Consider the following 21,421-nt stretch of genomic DNA (forward strand, 5'->3'; position numbering starts at 1 on the left):
GTGCTAACCTCCTTTGCCATAAACAGCCTCTATCAAAGCCCTTGTTGACTGTCCTCTGCCCATTGTGAAAATGTGTATACCGGGAACACCAAAACAGAGTAATTTTTCCACGAGTTTTGCCATGTATCTGATCCCAGTTTCAAATTCTTCCTTGGCTGTACGTGCCTGCTGCATTTGTATCAAAAACGACTGAGGTATGTTGACAAAGAACTTTTTTGGAATACTGTAGATCGATTTCAAATTCACAACTGGTTTTATTCCGGGAATTATAGGCACATCTATACCCTTTTCGCGAGCCATTTCCAAAAAAATTCTGTACACATCAAAATCAAAAACCATCTGAGTGATGACGTAATTTGCCCCTGCATCGATCTTTTCTTTTAGATACTTGAGATCTTCCTGTATATTTGGAGACTCAAAGTGTTTTTCTGGATAGCCGGCAACGCCTATGCAAAAATTGGTGGGTTGAGCGTTTTCACATGGGTATAGATATTCTCCGCGGTTCATCTTTGAAATTTGATTGACCAGTTCAACTGCATGTCTGTAGGTATCCTTTTCTTCCAAGTCGGGTTCGTTTTCGTACTCACCACGGATGACAAAAACATTTTCTACTCCAATCAGATGAAGATCTATCAGCATATCTTCTATCTGGTATTTGTTCATTCCATAACACAGCACATGCGGAACAACATCTATTTTGTATCTGTTCATGAGTGCGGCTGTAAGTCCAACAGTTCCAGGTCTTTTGACTTTTGGTACTTTGATTATCCTATCTGGCAGTTCCACATATGTCATTTCCGGTGCATGTCTTGTGACATTGATGAAGTTGATCGGAAAAGCCATCAAATTGTCCAAAACATGGAATATCTCATCTATACTCTGCCCTCTGTTTGGAGGTAGAATTTCTATCGAAAGAATCTGAGTTTCTTTTATCTTCTCAGTTACTTTCATCTTCATCACCTATTTCGGCTGTAAAAATCAGTTCGTGTTTACCCACTACGCCCAGTATATCCCGATAAACAACCAGAGTGGTCTGTACATACTCGTTCAGGGCTGACTCAAGTAATTTTTCAACATCCTCTTTGACCTTCACCATATTGCAGTAAGCAGTTGCGAAGGCATCGGCAAAGGTCGCATTTTCACATACGACGGTCACGGCATCGGCTTTCCCAAAACTGATTGAATGTCCCACAGTGCCTGAAGAAGTGCAAACACCCCAGCTTCCAGGTGGTATCTTAAGACCGATTTTTTGCGAAAGTGGAGAAGTGCCCGCGTAAATACAAACAGTCACAGGCTGTATGTTTTTTATGAATATATCTCCACCATTCTCCACCAGAACTTCACGACAGTCGAACTTTTCAAGCAGAAATTTTCCCACCTCGTCTGCAAAAGCCCCAGCGACTGCCGCCATAGGACCGACACCGGCACATTCAGCCGCTTTTGCCATCTTCTTTGCTATTTCTGGACTGTGAGATGGCAACTTTATCGGCTCAAAAGACAGAAGAAAGTTCTCGTTTTCTCTGATATAACCGCGCAATTGTTCATGCAACTGGATGATCATCTTGTACACTTCATCCACCATTTCTTTTTCAAAATTATCCACACCGATCCACAGATCGGTCTCCATAAAGGTTATATTGAAACTTTGAAACCTTTTGCTGTGTAAGTTTCTGTAAAATCTATTCATCTGGAGGAAGTTTCACTCCCACCGGACATACATCAGAACATTCTCCGCAAGCCACACATTTATCGGCGATGAACGTGAATTTTCCATCGATTAGCATCAGAGCATCAAAAGAACATACACTCACACACAGACCGCAATCAACGCAAGTTGGTTTTTCTCGTACGAAGCTCTCACCCTGTGTTCTTTCAACAAGTCCTTTGATGCTTTGCTGTTGGTCGAACAATTTAACAGGTTGGGTGAGTAGGAATTCACCCTCACTTATCCATTTTTTCAGAACAGAGGCTATTTCTCGAGCCATAGAAAGGCTGGATATCGAAGAAGTTTTTACTTTTTTCCCGTTGATCTCAATCCATCCGGATCTTAACTGTGCATAATTCACATGGCAGATGACGGGTTTACCTGATTTACCATAGTCTCTCAACTCTGTCTCGATCTCTTCATTTGATCGTGAAACATGATAGGCAATTTCCTCATTCAAAACCGGTATGGGCACGCCTATGCCCACAAAAAGCGTCACACCATAATTTTTGAAATACGCCGCCTTCAGATACCTTGTGCTCATTTTCTTGGCATCTCCGATTACTGCAAGAGTCCTTGCCGCACTGATTGGAATTTGGTGATCATTCACTTTCACATCATTTCTAAACTGGGTTCCTGTCCAGACTATATAACCTTCTGTGCCACACAAAAAGATCCTTGTCCCAAGACCTATCGTGAGCATTTTTGGATCCTTCAAAAGTGGACTCAATTCACCAGAAGTCGAGTAAGTCACATTGCCGTAATTTGGGAGTAGCTTTCCCATGTAAGTGTAGATGGTTTTTTCAGAGCTGTTTGTTGCGGCTGCGTAATTCTGATAAGCATTTCTCGGATTGAACAGGAAAAAGTCGTTTATCATCTGCTTGTTTACGTACCCTTCAAAATACTTTCTTGGATAACAATCAGTACCTTTACCAGACGCCTTCAGATATAAATCCTTCCCGTCGATCAGAGCTTCGATTATATGAGCTCCGCCAAAGCTCTTGTCGTTTTTTGATTCCTGCGTGGCTCCTATATACCCGTCAACAGCGGCAAGACCTCCATAAACTTCAACTCCAGATAGATCAATCTGCTCCATTCTCATCGGCGCAGATGTGTGCCCGAAATTGATGAAAGCACCACTTGAACACATGGGGGCAAAGGTTGCGGTGGTCACAACATCTACCGTCTGTGCGATCTGTTTTGGACTGGAGCTCTTTGCAAGCTGAACCACTTCCTCAGCCGTCAGAACCACCGCTTTACCGCTTTTTATTTTTTCATTGATTTGTTCAATAGTTTTCATCGTTCTCACTCTCCTTGAAAAATTCTTCGTGAATAGCTCTCAAAGCTCTATCTCTATCGGTTATCTTCACTATGAAGTATATGGTCACTTCTGATGCTCCCGCGGAAATCATCTCGACATTTATATGCTCTTTTGAGACGGCAGTGAATATCCTTGCGGCAATACCGTGTTTTTTCAAAAGTCCATCTCCAACAGCTGCTATCAGAGATATCTGTGTTTTGTAGTAGATGTCCTCCACTTCTGCTATCCGCATCTTTGAAACTATTTTTTTGCATTTTTCCAGATCTTGTTTTGATATCAGAACATTTATGCTGGTTTGAGAAGTCACAACAGATTTGATATTCACCCCTTCATTACCAAAGGTGGATGCGATTTGACCAAGCAATCCAGGGACTCGTCCAACATTGGTACCTTTGAACTGTATCACAGCAATATCGTCTGTGAAGGATATACTTTTAATTGTCGTTTTCACAACAGAATCGTTGAAAGAAATAACCGTATCAGGTTCATCAATTGACTTAAAACAGTTTATATTGAATATGTAAAGTGGGATGTTCTTCTTGCGTACAGGATCAACCGCTGCATGGTGCAGGATCCTGGCGCCAAAGTAAGAAAGCTCGGCGGCTTCGTCGTAATTCAATTTTCTAACTGGCTTGACCTTTTCAACGTATTTTGGATCACAGGTCATAAAACCAGATACATCTTTATACAGGTCGACTCTCTGTGCATCCAGGCAGTATGCTATCGATGTTGCTGAATAATCGCTTCCACCACGACCAAGAATTGTTATTTGATTTTCGTAAATGCCGTAAAATCCCGGAACAACATAATTTTCACTGTGTTTGAAAAATTTCTTGAGATTGACTTCTGAGCTATCCAGATCTACAGAGGCGTTTTTGAATTTTCCGTCTGTCACCAACCCAAATTCTTCTGGAAGTGCTTCCTTGCACTGTATATTGTTTTTTTGAAAAAAGTGAGTTAGAAGCAGTGAAGAACATCTTTCTCCATGACTGACCAAACGATCGTATACAAAATCAGGAACTTTTCCTATCAATTTCACCCCCAAAAGAAGTTCCTTTATCTGATATACTCTTTCTTTCAATTGAAAATCTTCTTCATCCAGAAAACTTCTGTAAGTTGAATAGAGTTCTTCAAGGAAATCTTCTACGTTGAGATCTTCGATGTTGTTCAAAGCGTCTATCAATTTATTTGTAACGCCATTCACGGCAGAAACAACCACGATGAAAGGTTCTCTATACATACTCACAACTTTGAGTATTTTCTGCAAATCTGATTTGTTTTTCAAGTTAGACCCACCGAATTTGAGGACAACCACCTTCATCCCGCACCTCCCTTCACGAGTTTTTTGCACAGTTCCAGCGCCTGAACGGCGTCCTTAGCATACATAACACCAAATCGATCGGCAAGTTGCTGGTTCATGGACGCTCCTCCAGCCAGCAGAAAAACGTTGATGTTTTCCGATCTCAACAGATCTGCAACTTCTTTCACCTGACCGACAGTCGTGGTCATCATGGCAGAAAGCCCGACTATGTCCGGTTTGTATTTTTTACATTCCATCAAGATTCTTTCGGCTGACACATCCTTCCCCAGATCGTTTACCTCAAACCCACCACTTCTCAGAACTGTCGCAACGATCTTCTTACCAATATCGTGTATATCTCCCTGGACAGTTGCAAGAAGCACCTTTCCGAGTTTGATCTGTGATTCACCGAGCAGGTTGTTCAAGTAATCAAAAGCAGGTTGCACCGTTTCTGCAGCCAAAATCAGATGCGGTAAGTAAATACTTCCATTCGCATAAAGCATTCCTATCTTTTTCATCGCTTCCGCAAGAATTTGCTGGCTGATGTATAAAGGATCATGCTGCTTTAAAAGTTCCTGGACGATGCTCATCAATTGTTCTTTCTGTCCTTTAATGATGAGATCCACCAGTGGGTCCTGTGGAACATCAGAAGGTCTCACGAGTTCTTTTCCCTGTAAAGAAAGAGCACCCTGCAAGATATTCATCGTGAGAATTTCTTTGCTGTTGAGTATGGCGGCACTCAAACCATTTTCAATGCAAAGTGCGAGAAAGGCGGCGTTTATGTATTCTCTATTCGGCATGCCAAAACTCAAATTTGAAAGACCAATTGAAGACTTCAAACCAGCTTTGTGAATGAGATTTATCGTTTCCAGGGTCGTGTGATAATCGTTTTTTGCCCCTATAGGTAAAACAAGTGGATCAAAATAAACCCGATCAAGTTCCACTTTGTGCTCTTGGAGAATTTTCACGGCTTTCAGTACCAGTTGAAATCTTTCCTGTGCTGTTTTTGGCACATCCTTTTCCATGGCAAGTACTATTAACAACCCACCGTATCTTTTCAGTAGATTTATCCTCTCTATTAGATGATCCTGCCTTGCAAAAGCAGAGTTGATCAACCCTCTACCGACGTATTCTCTCATTGCAGCATCAAGGAAGTTGAGATTTTGTATATCAAAGGAGACTGGTAAACAGGAGTGTCTGTCCAGTTGAATAATCGCCTGCTGAAAATGTTCTTTGCTCAAGAGTTTTTCGATACCGAAATTGACATCTATTGCCGTACAGCCTTCTTCTTCCTGCTGGTGAGCAAGAGTCAAAACGCCGGAAAAATCCTTCTGCTGGATCTGAGCCTGGAGTTTTTTCTTCCCGCTTGCGTTTATTCTTTCTCCTATTATAAGAAAGGGGTCTATCGGTTTTAAAATAGTCCTGGAAGAAAGATACTGAACATTGGTTACTTCTCTTTTCTTGGGCTTTTGTGTTCCTATATACCTGGTCATGACTTTTATGTGATCTGGACCGGTGCCACAGCAACCGCCGACGATATTGGCACCAAGTTGAACAAAGTCTGCCATGTAAATTGCAAATTCCTCTGGAGTGGTTCTGTAAGAAAGCTTTCCATTTTCCAAAACAGGCTTTCCTGCATTCGGCTCAACGCTCAGAGGTTTTTTGCAGTATTTGGCGAGCTTCGAAAAAACTGAAAGCATTTGTTTTGGTTCAAGTGAGCAGTTTATGCCGACCACATCGACATCGAGATCGTTCATGAGTGTAGCGAAAATTTCAACAGACGTTCCTGTGACGGATTTTCCATCTTCCTCAAAGGTCATGTGTGCAATCAACGGGATATCATCTGACAGATCTCTTACAGCAAGTATGGCGGCTTTGAGTTCTTTCAAATCGGACATAGTTTCAATGATGATCCCATCCACACCTGCCTCAATGAGAACCGACGCCTGCTCTTTGAAAGTTTCATAAGCCTGATCGAAGCTGATCTCACCAAAAGGTTCAACAAAACTGCCTGTTGATGATATGTCTCCAAAAACAAGCCGTCCTGCGGACACCGATTTTGCTATTTGAACTGCCCTGTGATTTATTTTCTCAAACTCTGTTTCAAAACCGTGTGCTTTCAATTTCATCCTGTTGGCACTGAAAGTATTCGTGAGCAAAATGTCTGCACCGGCTTGAATGTAATCGCGTTGAAGTTTTTCAACGACCTCTGGTTTGCTTATGTTCAGTAATTCTATTAGTTCCCTGAAACCTCTTTTGAAAAATTCCGTGCCATAAGCACCGTCTAAAAACAAAACTCTTTCATTTAACATCTGAAGAAATTCATTTCTTTTCATAGAACCACCCTATCATGCAGGTTGTAGTTTTTCTTGGAATCATGACTCCACTTTCCAGAACTCTCACACGATCAACCTTTAAAAGTTCTTCCACCAAGTATTTGTTTGTTCTCAGATCTATATCCCCATAGCCCGGAGAAAAGCGCATAGTCCCTTCACCGAACCTTTCTCTGAGTGACTGGTCGAACCTCTCATTGAGCGTTTCAAGAGCTTCAGATGCCCATGAGTCAACTATAAAGGCATCAAAAGTTCTCTGTTGATCTGCCAGTTGTGATATCAAAAGGTCTATTTCTGAGCCAAGTGTGGAGAGAAATATTGTCATCTTTTTGATGTTCTTAAAACTCGATGGAATGATTTGTATGGGTAATTCAAAAACATCAAAGGTGTTGTAATAAACGACAGGTTGTATTTTATCCAGTGCGATCAAAAACAACTGGTTGACGCGATGTATGAAATATTCGTCAATCTTTCCATATCTTGCTCCTGCCCTTGCTAAGAAAATCTTTTTGTCTGGCATACAATCCAATCGATCTGGATGAAATACTTCGCTCACCCTTCTCCCTCCAGAAACTTAAAAAAAAGGCGTTTCCATTTTTGGAAACGCCCCTGTTATTATCTCCAAGCACGACTAAAAGCCTGGAGATATTCCAGGGGCATGAATGCACATTATCATAGCCATCACGCTGTTTTTGAGTTGAATCAACATGCTATGATTTCTCATTGCAAAACCTCCACTTTGTTTTACTTATTATATATGCCAAAAAATTACGCTTTTATTTTTGAAAGGTAAAAAATAAATAGCATGGGCATTTTTAAAGCCTTTTCCTTCTCTTAGTACTTTTGAAAAAATGCAAATGAGATAATGGTGAATGAGGTGAGATTAATTGGGCAATTTCCTCTTCATGGGACTTGAATACATCGTTTCATGTTTAACGGTGTTGTTTGCCATAAGATTTCTGAAGAAAGAGGGATTGTACGTAGCACTTGCAACTTTGATAGTCGCATCGAATTTAGGGGTGGCAAAACTCTTTAATCTTTTCAGCCTTGAAGTGACAGCCGCAAACATGAGCATGGGTATGGCTTTTGCTGTTTATTCCATTATCACAGAAGTCTATGGACAGAAAGAAGGAAGAAAAGCCGTATGGATAGGCTTCTTTGCCCAGTTTGTTTTTGTGATTCTTGGACTTGTATATGTGGGATACACTCCCTCTTCAAATGACATAGCGCAGAGTTATCTTTCAAGTGCCTTTGCCTTTACACCGAGAATAGCCTTTGCCAGCTGGACTGCTTATATACTTTCAGGATACTTCGCCGTCTGGGTGCATGATAAGCTGAGAACAAGAACAAAACTGTGGATGAGAAACAATATTGCAACAAAACTTGGACAAATCTTGGACAATCTCGTTTTCGTAACCATTGCATTCGCGGGTGTGTACGATCTTAAAACATTGATCGATATATACATTACAACAACGATCATCGAGTTTGCTTTAGACTACGTTGACACATGGGTTGTTTATGCAGGTGTATCTATGCTGAAAAAAGATTTAGCCATTGCAAAAAACTGAATATTTTTCTGGAGGTGAGATAATGAAAACACACCAGCAGTATCTGGTGAGAGAAAATGTCTGGTACAGGATTGTGGCAACGCTGACCTTTACTGTCTTGACAGGCATTGCGGCTCAGATAAGAATTCCTCTTCCTTTCAGCCCGGTGCCAGTTACGGGACAGACTTTTGTGGTTTTACTTGCTCCACTTTTGATCAACAAACTGGCAGTTTTCAGTCAGATTTTTTACGTATTACTCGGTGTACTCGGTATTCCATGGTTTTCTTCAAGAAGCGCTGGACTTAACGCATTGATTGGTCCAACAGGTGGTTATCTGATAGGGTTTATCTTTGCATCGTTGTTCATCAGTTACGCTTTAAGATCAAAGAAACTCAACACTACCATCGTACTCTTGATCGCCAATTTTGGTGTCATATACGGTTTTGGATTGACACAGCTTTATCTGTGGTTTTTGGCAAAGGGAGTTCACCTTGGTCTTTTAAAATTGCTTTCAATGGGATTGTTCCCATTCATACCTGGCGATCTGTTGAAAATCTCTCTGGCTGTTGGAACTCACTGCGCTTTTAGGAAAATCACAAAGTGAACCCCTTAGGGGTTCACTCTTCTACTGGTTCGAAGTCTTCCTTGGAAGCGCCGCATACCGGGCATACCCAATCATCGGGAAGATCTTCAAATGGGGTTCCTGCAGGAATATCGCTGTCTGGATCTCCTTCAGCAGGATCATAGACATACCCACAAATTATGCACCTGTACTTTTGCATCCTCATTCCCCCTTTTGAGTTTAACGAAGGTATATGAAATCTCGTATTGAGATTTTACCACATTTTGGTTGTTCTCAAAACCGGTCTTTGGATTTATACTCTAACTGGTGGTGAAAAATGGAGATAGAGAAAATCACCGATGATCTTTTCAAACCCGATTATGAGAGATTTTCTCTTGTGAATGTTTCAAATTCGATTTTGGCTCATTTTGGTTGCCAGACATATCATTCTGTTTATCCTTTTGAGAAATTCCTGCCCGGTTTATTTGAAAACATCGACAAAGTCATCGTTTTTCTGATAGATGCACTTGGACTACACAGTTTGCAAAAAATACTCCAGAAAGCGGATTTTTTTGATCAAAAAAACATCTTGCAGGCAACCTCTGTTTTTCCCACAACGACAAGTGCTTCTATTGCGTCACTTTTAACTGCATCAACACCCATTGAACATGGTATTTTGGGGTATATTCTGTACTTAAAAGAACTTGGGGCTCTTGTGAATATGATAGAACTGTCTTCACCAACACTTGGCAAAGTCTCGTCGAATTTTTCCTCTAATCAGATTCTTTTATCCGAGACGATCTTTGAAAAACTTCTCAGTGTAGGAGTCAGGGGGTGTGTACTCACCTCGAAGAACATACGCGGCTCTGGCTTTTCAAATTTGGTCCATACGGGAGCTTCGGTGAGAAGTTATCAGAGCTTTGGAGATCTTTTTTTCAAGTTGAGGGAAATGCTTCAAGAAGATGGTAAGATTTTTGGCTTTGTCTACTGGGGATTGCTCGACTCAATTGGACACAAGATGGGGGTCAACTCGAAGGCATTCGAGAGCGAACTGTATTGGCTTTTAAAGATGATTCAACAAGAAGTGATCTTTGATCTGAAAAACGACACTTTGTTGATCATAATGGGAGATCATGGTCAGATTGAAACGCCATGGGAAAACGAGATCTGGTGGTCATGGAAAGACGAAATCTCAACTTTTTTCACCGTTCCACCTGGTGGGGAGATGCGGATGATGCATCTATATACCCATCAACCAGAAGAAGTGATAAAATACATTCAAACGGTGTACAAAAACCAGGCAATAGCTTTGACAAAAGACCAGGCTGTGGGGATGAATTTGTTCGGTAGTAATTCGAAAAAAGAGAGTTTGGAAAGAATTGGTGACGTCGTTTTGATAGCAAGATCTAATTACTCTTTTTATTTCAAGTTCACGGGCAGAGAAGAGAGTTTAAAATCAAAGCACGGCAGCCTGAGTCCTGATGAACTGATCATACCCCTTGTGGTTTTCAGGAGGTGATTAATTCTTACTGAAAAGTCCAACTTATGGTATTGTTGATGTTGAAAGAGCAAAACAGATCATCCACAGTTTCAAAGAACACAGCCCATTTAAGATATATATCGGAACTGATAGTGATGCACGAGATGGCGTTGTCACTTTTGCAACGGTCCTGATAGTTTACAAAATTGGCGCCGGGGCAACCTATCTATATACCCTTCGAAAGGAACACAAGCACTACGATATGTTCACAAGACTTTTTCAGGAGACATATTTGAGTTTGGAGATGGCTACATTTGCGAGAGAAATATTCGATTTGAAAAATCCAGAGATACACATAGATGTCGGTTATGATGGAGCCAGCAGAGATGTACTATCAAGTGTTGTTGGTTATGTGAAAGGAATGGGATATTCCTACAAACTCAAACCATGGGCTTTTGCGGCAACAAAAATTGCACACCGACACACAAAGTAAGGTGTAAAATATATAAGGGGGTTGTCGGTATGTACAGAATCTGTTTTGTTGTTCTTATCGTTGTTTTCATACTCAGTGGATGTCTTTCTCTACTTGAGCTAAATATCACGAAGTTTTCTGAACAAATAGTCAAAGACATCAACGATTATCTTCAAAAAAAAGTGGATGCAGATTATCTTGTAAGCCATTATGTCCATATAACTGAGCCTGCAACATATACAGATGCGAGATACTTTGGAAAGAAGTTGATAGATGATTTGACTGACAGTGCAAGCAATATCAGTCTAATTTCCTTTGGAGATAGCGGGTTGAAATCTTTTGAATTAAAACAACCTCCCCAGTGGGTAGAAAAAGTGTATATCTTGAGCCTTATGGTAGATATGACCAGAACAATTTCATGCCCGATGCTTTTGATAGAAGGTAAGCCTTATTTGTTGACAGTATACGCTTCCGGAACAGATATCATTTCCTATCCTTTGTTAGGGGAGTGATATTGATGAAAAAGTTTTTGATGATCTGTGCGGTGCTTTTACCAATTATCGCTCTTGGAGCAAATTATGGTCTTTATCATGATTCAACACCAAATAGAAGTACTGCCGTGATGATCTCAAATTTGAGTGATGAGAATGCGTACTTTAGAGTGCTGGTCTATGACTGTGAAGGAAAGGAAATATGGAAAGAAACTTTCAAATCAAAACCATACGAAACAGTTTACGTGGACCTTGCACAGAAAATACCGCAGAGCGACAAGAACTGGGGACTGGTACTGGTTCAGTGTGATCAACTGCTTTACATTTCAGTTCTTTACATGTATGGAGAGATGCTCTTTTGCCGAAATCACGTGATAGAACCTGTGCAAATCTCTTCAGATGCCAAATACTACTGGTATGGTGTAAACTACACGAATTTCGGCAGTTCAGGAACCGCTTTCTGTCTGATGAATACTTCCACCAAAGAAAGCGAAGTTTATATCAGGGTGTATGATTATACAGGAAGCGTTGTAGATGAACTGTCTGGGACTATATCGGCAAAAGCTTCAGCCTATGTGGATCTGGCAAAGGAACTGAGCAGTCAAACCTCTGGAGTAATTGATATCAGATCTACTGAGCCGATAATCATCGGTGTGGAGTATTATCAGAGCGATGAGATCTGGATAGTAGAGAACATCGTTGATTGGTATACGACAACAAGTTGGTGAAAGCTGGAGGGATTTTATGAAAAAATTTCTTGTTTTGATTTCGTTGCTTGTTACCATACTGGTCAGCGCAGGTTATGTTGTGGTAGTTAAAACTGAACCTTTTGCCAGTGTGTATATAAATGGAGTATATGCGGGTATTTCTGATATAAACGGTCTTTTACAGATAACTCTGAGCACATCGGGAGAGCATAGAATAACCGTCAGCAAGAGCTGGTATCTTGTCTTTGATGGGATGGTATATGTTTCTCAACCAGGTCAGGTTGTTTTTTATGCACCGCTGAGTAGAGCGGGAAGCTTGAGAATTTATTCCAACGTATATCCAGTCGAGTTGTATTCACAGGAAAGATTCCTTGGCAGGGTGGACAGTGTGAAAGATACCGTTTACGTTCCCGAAGGAAGTGTCTATATCACTTTTAAAGCCAGTGGATACATACCTGAAACCCGTCTTTTGAATATCTCTTATCTGAAGGAAACAAGTGTGAATATAAATCTGGTAGAAGAAGCCCTGTCGATAAATTTGAAGGTGGAACCGAAAGAATTTTCTCCGAATGGTGACTGGTACAACGATTACACAACTTTCTATGTATATCTTTCAAAACCAGCTCAATTGACGATCAGCGTTGTTGACAACAATCAGAACACAGTCTGGCAGTGGAGTGGAAAAGGTAAAGCCGGTTCAAATCAGCTTTCGTGGGATGGGAAAGGCATACCAGATGGAGATTATACGGTCAAAGCCGTTGCTCAAACTGATAAGGAGACTTTTGTTGCAACCGATCTTGTGAGGATAGACAGATCTCATTACACCAATACAAAAGAGATAATCCTGACAACAACATTCGTGGCTGTTGGGGCTCTGATATTCATGTTTTTGATCTCATCAGGTTTATGATTTTGTAGGTTGACGGAACAGGTCTGGCTGTGACTCTCTTTTTTTCATCGGTCTGAATCCAGCCAGTCATTCCAAGTTCGATGGCTCTTTGTACCGCTGCTTCGTATTCTTCTTTGGTGAGTTTTCTTGAAATTAAAGGATCAGATCTTGCACCAAATAATGGGTTGTACTGAGCCATCAGAGAGATCGGTACAGAAGGTGAGAGAGAATGAAAAACAAAATCCAGAACCCTGTGAGTACCACCGACGTTATTTGGAAGGACAAGATGCCTGACTATAAGACCCTTTTTTCTGTTTTCTTTAAATGCGCCGACCTGCCTGTGCATTTCTATGAGAGCTCGAGTTGCAATCGTGTAGTAGTTTTTCACACCAGAATAAACATAACCTGATTTATCATCAGCGTATTTTAAATCTGCCAGATATATATCGACAATTCCATCAAGCAACCTGAGAGTTTCAACAGATTCATAACTGCTGGTGTTGTATACAACCGGCAGACTGAATCCCTTTTCTTTGGCAATTGCAAGGGCTTGGACTATTGATAGCAAATGCGGTGTTGGAGTGACCAGATTGAGAGTTTCAGCACCGTGGTTCTGTAAATCCATAAAGATCTCGGCAAGTTCCTGATGGGTTATTTCCACACCGTTTGCCATCTGGCTGAAATTCATGTTCTGACAATAAATACAGCGTAGATTGCATCCGCTGAAAAAGATCGTGCCGGCACCGTTTTCTCCACTGATAGGAGGTTCTTCCCCAAAATGAAGGACTACGCTCATCAACTTCGGTAGATCTGCGACTTTACACTTACCAACACTTTGATATCGATCAACTTTGCACATAACAGGGCAGAGATCACAGTGATGCATTTTTTCTTTGAGTACAGAAATGATCTGTGAAAATTCACTCTTGATACTCGATCACCGCCGAAAGTTTTGAAAATTTCTGCACGATATTTTCATAGCCTCTGAATATCTGATCAACCTCGTTGATCTGCGTTGTCCCATCTGCCATCAGACCGGCAATCACGAGTGCCGCTGCTGCTCTCAGATCAGTTGCGCTCACCTGTGTACCGCTCAGTTTTTCAACACCGTACACAATGGCAGTGCCGTCACTGACCTCGATCTTTGCTCCAAGACGTCTGAGCTCATCGACATATTGAAATCGAGATTTGAAAACATTTTCTGTCACGGTTGACGTACCCTGAGCTCTTGAAAGATAGGTTATGATTTGGGGCTGAAGATCTGTCGGAAAACCAGGATATGGCATTACCTGAATCTTCATCGGATCTGGTCTTCGGTCCATTGAAACCCTCACTCTGTCCTGATCCAGTTGAGATAAATTAACCCCAGAGGCTCTGAGTACATCAAAGAGTGCTACCAAATGCGATGTGTTTAGATTTTCTACCAGAGCATCGCCCATTGTCGCCGCAATTGCTATTATGTATGTGCCTGCTTCAATTCGATCAGGTATTATTCTGTGGATACAGCCGTGCGTTTTTTTGACTCCGAGAATTTTGACGCATCTTGTTCCTGCACCTGAAATTTTGCAGCCAGACCGATTCAAAAACTCTGCCAGATCTTCTATCTCAGGTTCCATAGCCGCATTTTCTATAATTGTGTGAGTTCCGTTCAAAATCGCCGCTGTTGTCATTAGATGTTCGGTTGCTCCGACACTTGGAAAGGGTAGAGATATGGTCGCCTCGTCCACCTTTTTTTCCAGCTCGGCAGTGACGATTCCATGCTCGATATTTATTGAAAAACCGAGTTTCTGTAAACCTTCAAGATGATAATCCACAGGTCTAACGCCTATGGAACAACCACCCGGTAAAGAGACAGATGCTTTTTGAAATTTTGCAGCCAGTGGACCGAGTACATTGAAAGAAGCTCTCATCTTTCTAACAAGCTCGTAAGGTATCTCTGTGTTAGGATTTGATGGAGGAATAACTGTGATAATACCATTTTCAAAAAAGACCTGACATCCAGCCGCATTCAGAATCTCTATCATTGTGTGAATGTCCATCAAATCAGGTACATTTTCAAGAACAACTTTTTCATCGCACAAAAGGGTAGCAGCGAGAATTGGTAAGGCGGAATTTTTAGAGCCAGAGGTCTCAACTGATCCGGTTAATCTTGCTGGGCCATGAACTATCAATTTGCCCACCTATGATACCTCCGACTGAAGTTGCTGAATCAACTTTTCTAAATCTTCTCCATCATCTGGATAAACCCTGAAAGCCACCTTCGTGTTCATTTCGGCACTTTTTTTCAACGAATCTCTGACCCTTTCTACGACTTTTTGTGCGATTTCTTTGTTCACATCGGTCAAAAGGATGGCAAAGGTATCATCAGAGACCTTCCCCACACTGTCCATCGGCACCCGCACGACATTCTTCAAAAGCTTTCCAATAAAGGCAAGATGTCTTTCAAAGTCTTCGTTTTCTCTGCACAATCTCACCATGACAATGGCATAACCTTTATTTTCTTCGAACGCTTTCTGATGATAATAGGTTATCAAACGATTCATGTGTTCTTTGGAATAAACCCTCGTGATTGGGTCTATGATTCTGCTGGTACCTATATCCTTGACAAAATCGTCGTACAGTTCAAATTGCTTTCTTATGAACTGGTTATACTCTTCAAGCATCTGTTCCATCTGTGCATCACGCATGCGATAGTATTCAAGTTGGTCCTCAAGGATCTTGATTTTTTTCAACAGTTCCTCTCTTTCATCCATTTCGATTCCTCCCAGGATTTGAGATTTCTCATATAGTATATAATAACATCAAAGGAAGAAAAGTTGATGTCTGTTTAATCCTCAAAGGGAGGGGTCGTTATGAAATTCTCAATCACGCTGATAATTGTGTCTTTTGCTCTCATAGTGTTGTTTTCGTGCGGTGGACCATCTGTTGCCACTAATCAGCCACCTGTTTTTGTTTCATCATCTCCCCAAAACGGTCAAACTGATGTGTCCTTAGATATCACCTTAAGTTGGACATTCACAGATCCTGAAAACGACTTTCTGACATACGAACTGTTTTTTGGAGATAGTGAAAATAACACACAATCCAAGTACAAAGGCACTGAAAATTCTTACAGAATAAGTCTTGAGCCATCTAAAACATATTACTGGAAAATAGTCGCAAGCGATGGAAAAAACAAAGTTCAATCACCTCTGCTGAGTTTTTCCACTGTTAAAGTAAACAGACAACCGAGCAAACCAGAATTGATATCACCTGCTCCAACTTCGAAAAACGTCGATTGTTCGCAAGTAGTTTTTCAATGGAGATGCACAGATCCAGATCAGGATCCTTTGAGATTCGAAATATACATCGATGATTCTTTTGTAGCGACAGTTACAAATTATCAGTATACAAAATACAATCTCACTGCCGGAAAGACTTACAAATGGTTTGTGAAAGCTTTTGATGGTATGTACATCGTTGAAAGTGATCCAGCAACTTTCACAACAGCCCAGATTGGTCAGAACAGGGCTCCAAATGTCCCCCAGCTTGTTTCTCCACCTGATGGAGCACAGTCTGTAAATATACCCCTGAAGTTAGAGTGGAAATGTTCAGATCCAGATAATGACCAGCTCACTTATGAAGTTTATATCAATAACCTGAAAAAAACTACCAATGAACCATCTCTTTTACTGGACGATCTTTCACCAAACACATATTACAGCTGGTATGTAAAAGCCTCTGATGGGACAAATACAACACAGGGACCTGTCTGGAACTTTAGAACAAAAGGTATACCGAACACCGCTCCTTCAACACCAACCAATCCCGTGCCGGAAAATAACACCTCAATCTTTGAAAAAGATGTTGTCCTAAGTTGGGAATGTTCAGATGCTGATGGTGACACACTGTTTTATGATCTGTACTTTGGAGAAAGCTCAAATCCACCGTTGATAAGGCAAAATCTGTCAAGTTCAAATATGCTGATACAGAACCTTGAAACCAACAAAAGATACTACTGGAAAGTTGTGGCAAAAGATGGTAACACCTCAACAGAAGGACCTGTCTGGAGCTTTTACACAGGTGTACAGACGTCTTTCAGTGAAATTCTGGCTCTGGCAGACGGTATTTACGATGTCAGCTTTGCGCAGCCAGTTACAGTTACAAAGATATCCTCTGTGACGGGTAATGACTTCTTTTACCGTGATGAGTCTATTTTCGTGATAGGCGATGAATTCTCGATCATAAAAGATACAACTGTAGCTACATCATCCTTCAGCGGAAAAGCCATCTGGGTTGACAGTCTTATACCAATTCAAAGAATCGTAGCCGGTGAAATCTTCGCGTGTATACTGAGCGACACTGATTTGTCGATTTTGAGAATATCAGACCAAAACGTCTATGAAGAGTCCTCAATATCAATGAACCAGCCTTCATCGCTTTTTGTTCTCGGTCAGTACATATATGTCTGTGATGCAGATGGTTTGAAAAAGATCGATGCGATAGATCCAAAAAATCCGATCCTGAAAAGCACTTACCAATGCACGGCAAAAGAAGCCTTTGTCGTGGATAACACAGTCTATTTGCTTACAGATTCAGAAATCGTCAAACTCAGCTCGACTGATCTGTCAGAAATCAACTCAACCGATTTTTCCGGTGCAAAAAAGATCTATTTCGATTCTGGTTTTGTTTATGTGCTGAGCGATCAAAAACTCACTAAATTCGATGAAAACCTTTCAAAATTAATAGAGATCGATTTGAACAGTGCCAACTCTCTTTTAGTCAGTGGAAGTTATGTCTATGTTGGAATGCAAAATGGTATAAAGGTTTTCGACACCAACCTGTCTTTGGTTAAGTCTGTGAGCATAAATGGTTTGAAAAAGATCATACTGCGCAGGTAGTTAGACTTTAATGATTTTTTAATTTTTAAAAAGCATAAAATGAATAAGTGATTTATACAAGGGGGGGACTGGAAATGATCAGAAAGGCCATGTTAGTTCTGATCATGCTGTTAGTCACCCTGAATTATGCGGCGCAGTTTACCAGAACGATCGAAGAGCGTATTCAGATTATGCAGGATGGTTCAGCAATCATCACAAGAACAGAGTTCGTCCCACAATCAGATCTGGCAAAAATATACATAGCCCACTATGAGCAAATGCAAAAAGACAGAGAGGTTTTCAACAATTTCGTGGATGAACTTGCAAAAAACTACTATCTCTTATACGGCACAGCACCTTCTTTCACGTTGAAAGACATGAAAGTTTCTCAGGATTCAAAAGGTTACACCTGTGTCATAACGATGAGGGCACCGGGTGCTGTCAGATCAAAAGCTGGTTCACTTTTCATTGCACGCAAAGGCTTTGAAAATGAAAGAGCAGCAGAGAAGATGATACTGAAGTACCTTGAGAATGAAATCGATGGGAAGATCTTTGAGTCAGCTTTCTTAAATTCACCAAAGAACACTCTTATAACTAAAAGAAAAACGGAAATAGTACTGCCAAAAGGCTCGGAAATAGGACGTTTACAACCAAGCTTTTTTTCAAAATCCGGAACAGAAAACTGGTTTGTCGATCTGGGCGGAGGTACAACTTACAGAGCCAGTCTTCAAAAAACAGCCACAGGTATTCTGCTCTCTGAAGAAATTGTGACAAGCGGTGAGGCACCAAAAAATCTTCTTGATCAGAAAAAAAGTATAGAAGTCGTACAAGCTCTTAGAGATTACACCGCTTTCAGTCTGGAATTTTCAAACAGAGAAATGCATGAACAGGAACTAACCAAACCCGCTGTACACAAAATCGCAAGCGATTTTTATGGATCATGGGGTTTTAACGTTTCTACAAATGAAATGCTATCTCGTACATTCACCTATTCCACACTCTCTGTGACACCGAAGATCACCGTGACACTTTCTTTTAACGTATCGCTGTTGTGGGAACACGAATGGATACAGACAGGCTGGTTTAGCTGGAGCTACAGACTCAAGAAATTTGAAACGGTTGTTTCACTGTCACCATCTTTCACTCCCTCACTGCAAGTGAATGCAGGCGGGAGTATAACAAAAGATTGGTCCGTGAATCTTTTCACAAGAGGAAAACCTGTGACATTCTGGGTTGTTTGTATTCCCGTTGTGCTTTACCTTGAAGCTAAACTTGATGCAGAAGCCATTGCACAAATAAATGGTTCAATAAGTTTCGAAACTTGGGTTACATTCGGTATGACAACGTCTTTAAAGGTGACCTACCAGAATGGAAGCTGGTCTAAATCGCCTTCTTATTCGACAAACTACTCTGGGGTGAATTTCAGTGCAAATGCAAAAGTACAGGCTGGAGCAGAAGGACGGTTGCCCTTCACTTTATCTGCCTATGTTTATTATGTCGCCGGTCCTTTTGTAAGATTAACTCCATGGATATCAGGAGAAACCCATGCATCTACTGGAGGTTCAAATCAGGTGGGATACAAAGTTAAAGGAGGATTGAAAGCTTCTGGCGGCGTTCAGATGGCTGGCTGGTTAAAGGATCTTTGTGGAGGAATACCATCGATAAGTTATGATTTTTGGCAATGGGAAAAGGTTCTTGCAGAGGGTACATATACTTTTTGAAGCGGGGAAATTTCATCCCCGCTGTTTGCTTTTTGTCAAAGATTCGTGCCAGAATACTTAACATTCCCGGTGTATAAAAAGTTTGTATGGCGAAATATTCGAACCCATTTAGAGCGCTTAAAAACAGGAATTATCTCATGTTCTGGATTCCACAGAGTATATCGTTGATCGGTACATGGATCGACACAACATTGCGTGGTTGGGTTGGAGTGAATATCCTTCCTGAAAACAAAGCAGCCGGCTTTATTGGCTTGATAGCTTTCCTGAAGGGGTTCCCAACTGTGATACTTTCTCCGGTCAGCGGTGTGCTCATCGACTGGTTTGGTCCAAGAGAAGTACTTTTCCTGACACAGTTAGCCGATACGATAAACGCCTGTTTCATGGCTTATCTTGTTTACAAAAATATCCTGACACCTTTCCAGCTTATTGTACTGAGTATCTTCATGGGTATCTCTGCTTCATTTTATCTTCCATCCAGAAACACCTTCATTGGAAAAATCGTCCCAAAGAATCACCTTCCAAATGCGCTTGCTCTGCACTCGATGATATTCAATGTAGCAAGAATGATAGGACCGTCGATAGCCGGTTTTGTTGTGAAATATTACGGACTCAGTTTTGGTTTTATAGTCAACGCAGTCTCCTTTCTACCATTGCTGATAATTTTGCCGATGATACCTTCAAAGCATGAATACAACGGTGAAAGGGATAAATCCTTTTTCAAAGATTTGGTAGAAGGTGTGCGCTTTGTTTCCAAAAACAGAGCCATGAGTCTGACCTTTTTTTCATTGGTTGTTTACGCTTTTTTTGGTATGCCTTACAGCATGCTGATGCAGGCTTTTGCAAAGAGCGCTGTGAAAACAGGACTGGTTGGCTATGGTTTGATGATGGGTTCTATGGGGCTTGGAGCTCTTGTTGGAGCTCTGATTGCTGGTGGAATGGAGCCAGAACATGTCATATCTTTCAAAGAGGAATATTTTATACTGATGATCGGTGTTAGCACATTGATCAGTTCTGTGTATCCTCCTGCCGCATATGTGATGTCTTTCATCAACGGTGCCGGTCAGACTATATTTTTCAACATCACCAACAGCAGAACTCAGTTTCTTTCACCATCAAACATGCGTGGCAGGACAATGTCTCTGTACGCACTCATAAATAACGGTGGATCTCCAACAGGTGCGTTCGTTTTTGGACTTGTCGGGAATATCATAGGTATAAAAAGTTCATACACCATACTTGGCAGCGCTATGATAACCTACTTCGTTTTCAAAAGATACCTGACCAGTCAGCCTGAAAAGCTCAAATCAAGTAACTGATGCCACTTGCAATAACAGTGGCAAAAACGATATACCTCAACCAGCCAGCACCTTTTTTCAGCGAGAACTTCACTCCAAGATACGCTCCCACCATACTGCCAAGACCGAGGATCAAACCTGCCAGAAACATGACTTTCCCGTTAAGCAAGAAGATTATCAAAGATATAGGTGTGTACAGAAGAACTATGAAAACTTTCAGAGCGTTGTTTTTTACTAAATCAAGACCAAGGAGTGCCGCCGTGAAAAATATGAAAAAAAATCCCACACCAGCCTGTATAAAACCTCCATAAACACCTATGCCAAAAAACGCAATTGATACCAGTACGGGATTGATTTTCTTATTCTGTTCCCCACTCCACATTTTTGGCTTGACGAAGAAAAACAGTCCCATTATCAAAAGCAGAACTCCAACTATTTTTTTGAGCAGATTTTGATCCAGATCGATCACAATCATGGTGCCAACAACTGAACCTATAGCAGCCGGTATTCCGCACAGAAGAGAAAGTTTTACTGGCAGCACTTTTCCTTTTTGAAAATTTCTAACTGCCACAATGTTCTGAAGAAGAATTGCTATTCTATTTGTACCGTTGGCGACATCTATACCCATTCCCGCAAGAGTGAGAAGCGGTAATGTTAAAAGACTCCCACCACCGGCAACCACATTTAAAAAACCAGAGGCAATACCAGACAGAAAGATCACAAAGTACAGCACACG

21 protein-coding genes are annotated in these 21,421 nt (G+C 41.1%); 10 read left to right on the forward strand and 11 right to left on the reverse strand.

Features of this window, described 5'->3' with window-relative positions:
* Window positions 1-3 precede the first annotated feature (3 nt).
* Genes AC4E92_RS05375 through AC4E92_RS05400 form a run of 6 tightly spaced genes read right to left on the reverse strand, consistent with a single transcriptional unit; the run spans window position 4 to window position 7,215 of the window.
* Complete coding sequence (locus tag AC4E92_RS05375) at window positions 4-951, reverse strand: methylenetetrahydrofolate reductase (protein ID WP_490239568.1); 948 nt, start codon at window positions 949-951, stop codon at window positions 4-6.
* Entirely contained in the window at window positions 938-1,687 is a 750-nt protein-coding gene (locus tag AC4E92_RS05380) for a UPF0280 family protein (RefSeq protein WP_490239569.1), read from the reverse strand. The genes AC4E92_RS05375 and AC4E92_RS05380 overlap by 14 nt, the downstream gene beginning before the upstream one ends.
* A complete protein-coding gene (locus AC4E92_RS05385) occupies window positions 1,680-3,005 on the reverse strand; it encodes a homocysteine biosynthesis protein (protein WP_490239570.1) in 1,326 nt (441 codons plus the stop codon). Before AC4E92_RS05385 ends, AC4E92_RS05380 begins: the two co-directional genes overlap by 8 nt.
* Window positions 2,992-4,347: an aspartate kinase gene (locus AC4E92_RS05390; protein WP_490239571.1), complete on the reverse strand. Its 1,356-nt coding sequence runs from the start codon at window positions 4,345-4,347 to the stop codon at window positions 2,992-2,994. The genes AC4E92_RS05385 and AC4E92_RS05390 overlap by 14 nt, the downstream gene beginning before the upstream one ends.
* The gene (locus tag AC4E92_RS05395) at window positions 4,344-6,662 is read right to left on the reverse strand and encodes a homocysteine S-methyltransferase family protein (protein WP_490239572.1); all 2,319 of its coding nucleotides are present in this window, start codon (window positions 6,660-6,662) and stop codon (window positions 4,344-4,346) included. The genes AC4E92_RS05390 and AC4E92_RS05395 overlap by 4 nt, the downstream gene beginning before the upstream one ends.
* Window positions 6,649-7,215, reverse strand: coding sequence for a methionine synthase (locus tag AC4E92_RS05400; protein WP_490239573.1), 567 nt, complete (start codon window positions 7,213-7,215; stop codon window positions 6,649-6,651). The genes AC4E92_RS05395 and AC4E92_RS05400 overlap by 14 nt, the downstream gene beginning before the upstream one ends.
* A gap of 331 nt (window positions 7,216-7,546) precedes the next feature.
* Between AC4E92_RS05400 and AC4E92_RS05405 the strand changes: the two genes are divergently transcribed.
* Together AC4E92_RS05405 and AC4E92_RS05410 are read left to right on the forward strand one after the other, a co-directional pair.
* Window positions 7,547-8,230 carry a queuosine precursor transporter gene (locus tag AC4E92_RS05405; protein ID WP_490239574.1) on the forward strand — a complete coding sequence of 228 codons (684 nt, stop codon included), beginning with the start codon at window positions 7,547-7,549 and terminating at the stop codon, window positions 8,228-8,230.
* A gap of 22 nt (window positions 8,231-8,252) precedes the next feature.
* Window positions 8,253-8,813 carry a biotin transporter BioY gene (locus tag AC4E92_RS05410; protein WP_490239575.1) on the forward strand — a complete coding sequence of 187 codons (561 nt, stop codon included), beginning with the start codon at window positions 8,253-8,255 and terminating at the stop codon, window positions 8,811-8,813.
* Window positions 8,814-8,826: 13 nt separating this feature from the next.
* Here the strand turns inward: AC4E92_RS05410 and rd are convergent, their stop codons facing one another.
* On the reverse strand, window positions 8,827-8,991 hold the full coding sequence (rd, locus tag AC4E92_RS05415) for a rubredoxin (protein ID WP_490239576.1): 165 nt from the start codon (window positions 8,989-8,991) through the stop codon (window positions 8,827-8,829).
* A gap of 117 nt (window positions 8,992-9,108) precedes the next feature.
* Between rd and AC4E92_RS05420 the strand changes: the two genes are divergently transcribed.
* The 5 genes from AC4E92_RS05420 (at window position 9,109) to AC4E92_RS05440 (ending at window position 12,831) form a co-directional block, all read left to right on the forward strand.
* Entirely contained in the window at window positions 9,109-10,290 is a 1,182-nt protein-coding gene (locus tag AC4E92_RS05420) for an alkaline phosphatase family protein (RefSeq protein WP_490239577.1), read from the forward strand.
* A gap of 61 nt (window positions 10,291-10,351) precedes the next feature.
* Entirely contained in the window at window positions 10,352-10,744 is a 393-nt protein-coding gene (locus AC4E92_RS05425; protein ID WP_490239684.1) for a ribonuclease H-like YkuK family protein, read from the forward strand.
* Window positions 10,745-10,773: 29 nt separating this feature from the next.
* Window positions 10,774-11,235, forward strand: a complete 462-nt coding sequence (locus AC4E92_RS05430) for a hypothetical protein (RefSeq protein WP_490239578.1) — start codon at window positions 10,774-10,776, stop codon at window positions 11,233-11,235.
* A 5-nt stretch (window positions 11,236-11,240) separates the two neighbouring features.
* On the forward strand, window positions 11,241-11,942 hold the full coding sequence (locus AC4E92_RS05435) for a hypothetical protein (protein WP_490239579.1): 702 nt from the start codon (window positions 11,241-11,243) through the stop codon (window positions 11,940-11,942).
* Window positions 11,943-11,958: 16 nt separating this feature from the next.
* On the forward strand, window positions 11,959-12,831 hold the full coding sequence (locus AC4E92_RS05440) for a FlgD immunoglobulin-like domain containing protein (RefSeq protein ID WP_490239580.1): 873 nt from the start codon (window positions 11,959-11,961) through the stop codon (window positions 12,829-12,831).
* Here AC4E92_RS05440 and AC4E92_RS05445 read toward each other — a convergent pair.
* The 3 genes from AC4E92_RS05445 to AC4E92_RS05455 are packed head-to-tail and all read right to left on the reverse strand — an operon-like array spanning window position 12,803 to window position 15,563.
* On the reverse strand, window positions 12,803-13,696 hold the full coding sequence (locus tag AC4E92_RS05445; RefSeq protein ID WP_490239581.1) for a radical SAM protein: 894 nt from the start codon (window positions 13,694-13,696) through the stop codon (window positions 12,803-12,805). The two genes, AC4E92_RS05440 and AC4E92_RS05445, sit on opposite strands and share 29 nt — an antisense overlap.
* 34 nt (window positions 13,697-13,730) lie before the next feature.
* Window positions 13,731-14,990 (reverse strand): UDP-N-acetylglucosamine 1-carboxyvinyltransferase, encoded by a 1,260-nt coding sequence (gene murA / locus AC4E92_RS05450; RefSeq protein ID WP_490239582.1) that lies wholly within the window; start codon window positions 14,988-14,990, stop codon window positions 13,731-13,733.
* Entirely contained in the window at window positions 14,991-15,563 is a 573-nt protein-coding gene (locus AC4E92_RS05455; RefSeq protein WP_490239583.1) for a GGDEF domain-containing protein, read from the reverse strand.
* Between the two features lie 99 nt (window positions 15,564-15,662).
* On the opposite strand from AC4E92_RS05455, the gene AC4E92_RS05460 reads away from it, so the two are divergent.
* The 3 genes from AC4E92_RS05460 (at window position 15,663) to AC4E92_RS05470 (ending at window position 20,706) form a co-directional block, all read left to right on the forward strand.
* Window positions 15,663-17,690, forward strand: a complete 2,028-nt coding sequence (locus AC4E92_RS05460) for a hypothetical protein (RefSeq protein WP_490239584.1) — start codon at window positions 15,663-15,665, stop codon at window positions 17,688-17,690.
* A gap of 74 nt (window positions 17,691-17,764) precedes the next feature.
* Window positions 17,765-19,390, forward strand: coding sequence for a hypothetical protein (locus tag AC4E92_RS05465; protein WP_490239585.1), 1,626 nt, complete (start codon window positions 17,765-17,767; stop codon window positions 19,388-19,390).
* Between the two features lie 86 nt (window positions 19,391-19,476).
* Window positions 19,477-20,706, forward strand: a complete 1,230-nt coding sequence (locus AC4E92_RS05470; protein WP_490239586.1) for an MFS transporter — start codon at window positions 19,477-19,479, stop codon at window positions 20,704-20,706.
* Here the strand turns inward: AC4E92_RS05470 and AC4E92_RS05475 are convergent.
* Window positions 20,690-21,418, reverse strand: coding sequence for a sulfite exporter TauE/SafE family protein (locus tag AC4E92_RS05475; RefSeq protein ID WP_490239587.1), 729 nt, complete (start codon window positions 21,416-21,418; stop codon window positions 20,690-20,692). The two genes, AC4E92_RS05470 and AC4E92_RS05475, sit on opposite strands and share 17 nt — an antisense overlap.
* Window positions 21,419-21,421: the final 3 nt, after the last annotated feature.

Source organism: Pseudothermotoga sp. (assembly GCF_031962025.1).
Taxonomy (GTDB): Bacteria; Thermotogota; Thermotogae; order Thermotogales; family DSM-5069; genus Pseudothermotoga_B.

What these genes read in the sequence shown, in the direction of transcription:
- AC4E92_RS05375 (WP_490239568.1), bottom strand. Translation starts at nt 951, where the DNA reads ATGAAAGTAACTGAGAAGATAAAAGAAACTCAGATTCTTTCGATAGAA.
- AC4E92_RS05380 (WP_490239569.1), bottom strand. Translation starts at nt 1,687, where the DNA reads ATGAATAGATTTTACAGAAACTTACACAGCAAAAGGTTTCAAAGTTTC.
- AC4E92_RS05385 (WP_490239570.1), bottom strand. Translation starts at nt 3,005, where the DNA reads ATGAAAACTATTGAACAAATCAATGAAAAAATAAAAAGCGGTAAAGCG.
- AC4E92_RS05390 (WP_490239571.1), bottom strand. Translation starts at nt 4,347, where the DNA reads ATGAAGGTGGTTGTCCTCAAATTCGGTGGGTCTAACTTGAAAAACAAA.
- AC4E92_RS05395 (WP_490239572.1), bottom strand. Translation starts at nt 6,662, where the DNA reads ATGAAAAGAAATGAATTTCTTCAGATGTTAAATGAAAGAGTTTTGTTT.
- AC4E92_RS05410 (WP_490239575.1), top strand. Translation starts at nt 8,253, where the DNA reads ATGAAAACACACCAGCAGTATCTGGTGAGAGAAAATGTCTGGTACAGG.
- rd (WP_490239576.1), bottom strand. Translation starts at nt 8,991, where the DNA reads ATGCAAAAGTACAGGTGCATAATTTGTGGGTATGTCTATGATCCTGCT.
- AC4E92_RS05420 (WP_490239577.1), top strand. Translation starts at nt 9,109, where the DNA reads ATGGAGATAGAGAAAATCACCGATGATCTTTTCAAACCCGATTATGAG.
- AC4E92_RS05430 (WP_490239578.1), top strand. Translation starts at nt 10,774, where the DNA reads ATGTACAGAATCTGTTTTGTTGTTCTTATCGTTGTTTTCATACTCAGT.
- AC4E92_RS05435 (WP_490239579.1), top strand. Translation starts at nt 11,241, where the DNA reads ATGAAAAAGTTTTTGATGATCTGTGCGGTGCTTTTACCAATTATCGCT.
- AC4E92_RS05440 (WP_490239580.1), top strand. Translation starts at nt 11,959, where the DNA reads ATGAAAAAATTTCTTGTTTTGATTTCGTTGCTTGTTACCATACTGGTC.
- AC4E92_RS05445 (WP_490239581.1), bottom strand. Translation starts at nt 13,696, where the DNA reads ATGCATCACTGTGATCTCTGCCCTGTTATGTGCAAAGTTGATCGATAT.
- AC4E92_RS05455 (WP_490239583.1), bottom strand. Translation starts at nt 15,563, where the DNA reads ATGGATGAAAGAGAGGAACTGTTGAAAAAAATCAAGATCCTTGAGGAC.
- AC4E92_RS05460 (WP_490239584.1), top strand. Translation starts at nt 15,663, where the DNA reads ATGAAATTCTCAATCACGCTGATAATTGTGTCTTTTGCTCTCATAGTG.
- AC4E92_RS05465 (WP_490239585.1), top strand. Translation starts at nt 17,765, where the DNA reads ATGATCAGAAAGGCCATGTTAGTTCTGATCATGCTGTTAGTCACCCTG.
- AC4E92_RS05470 (WP_490239586.1), top strand. Translation starts at nt 19,477, where the DNA reads ATGGCGAAATATTCGAACCCATTTAGAGCGCTTAAAAACAGGAATTAT.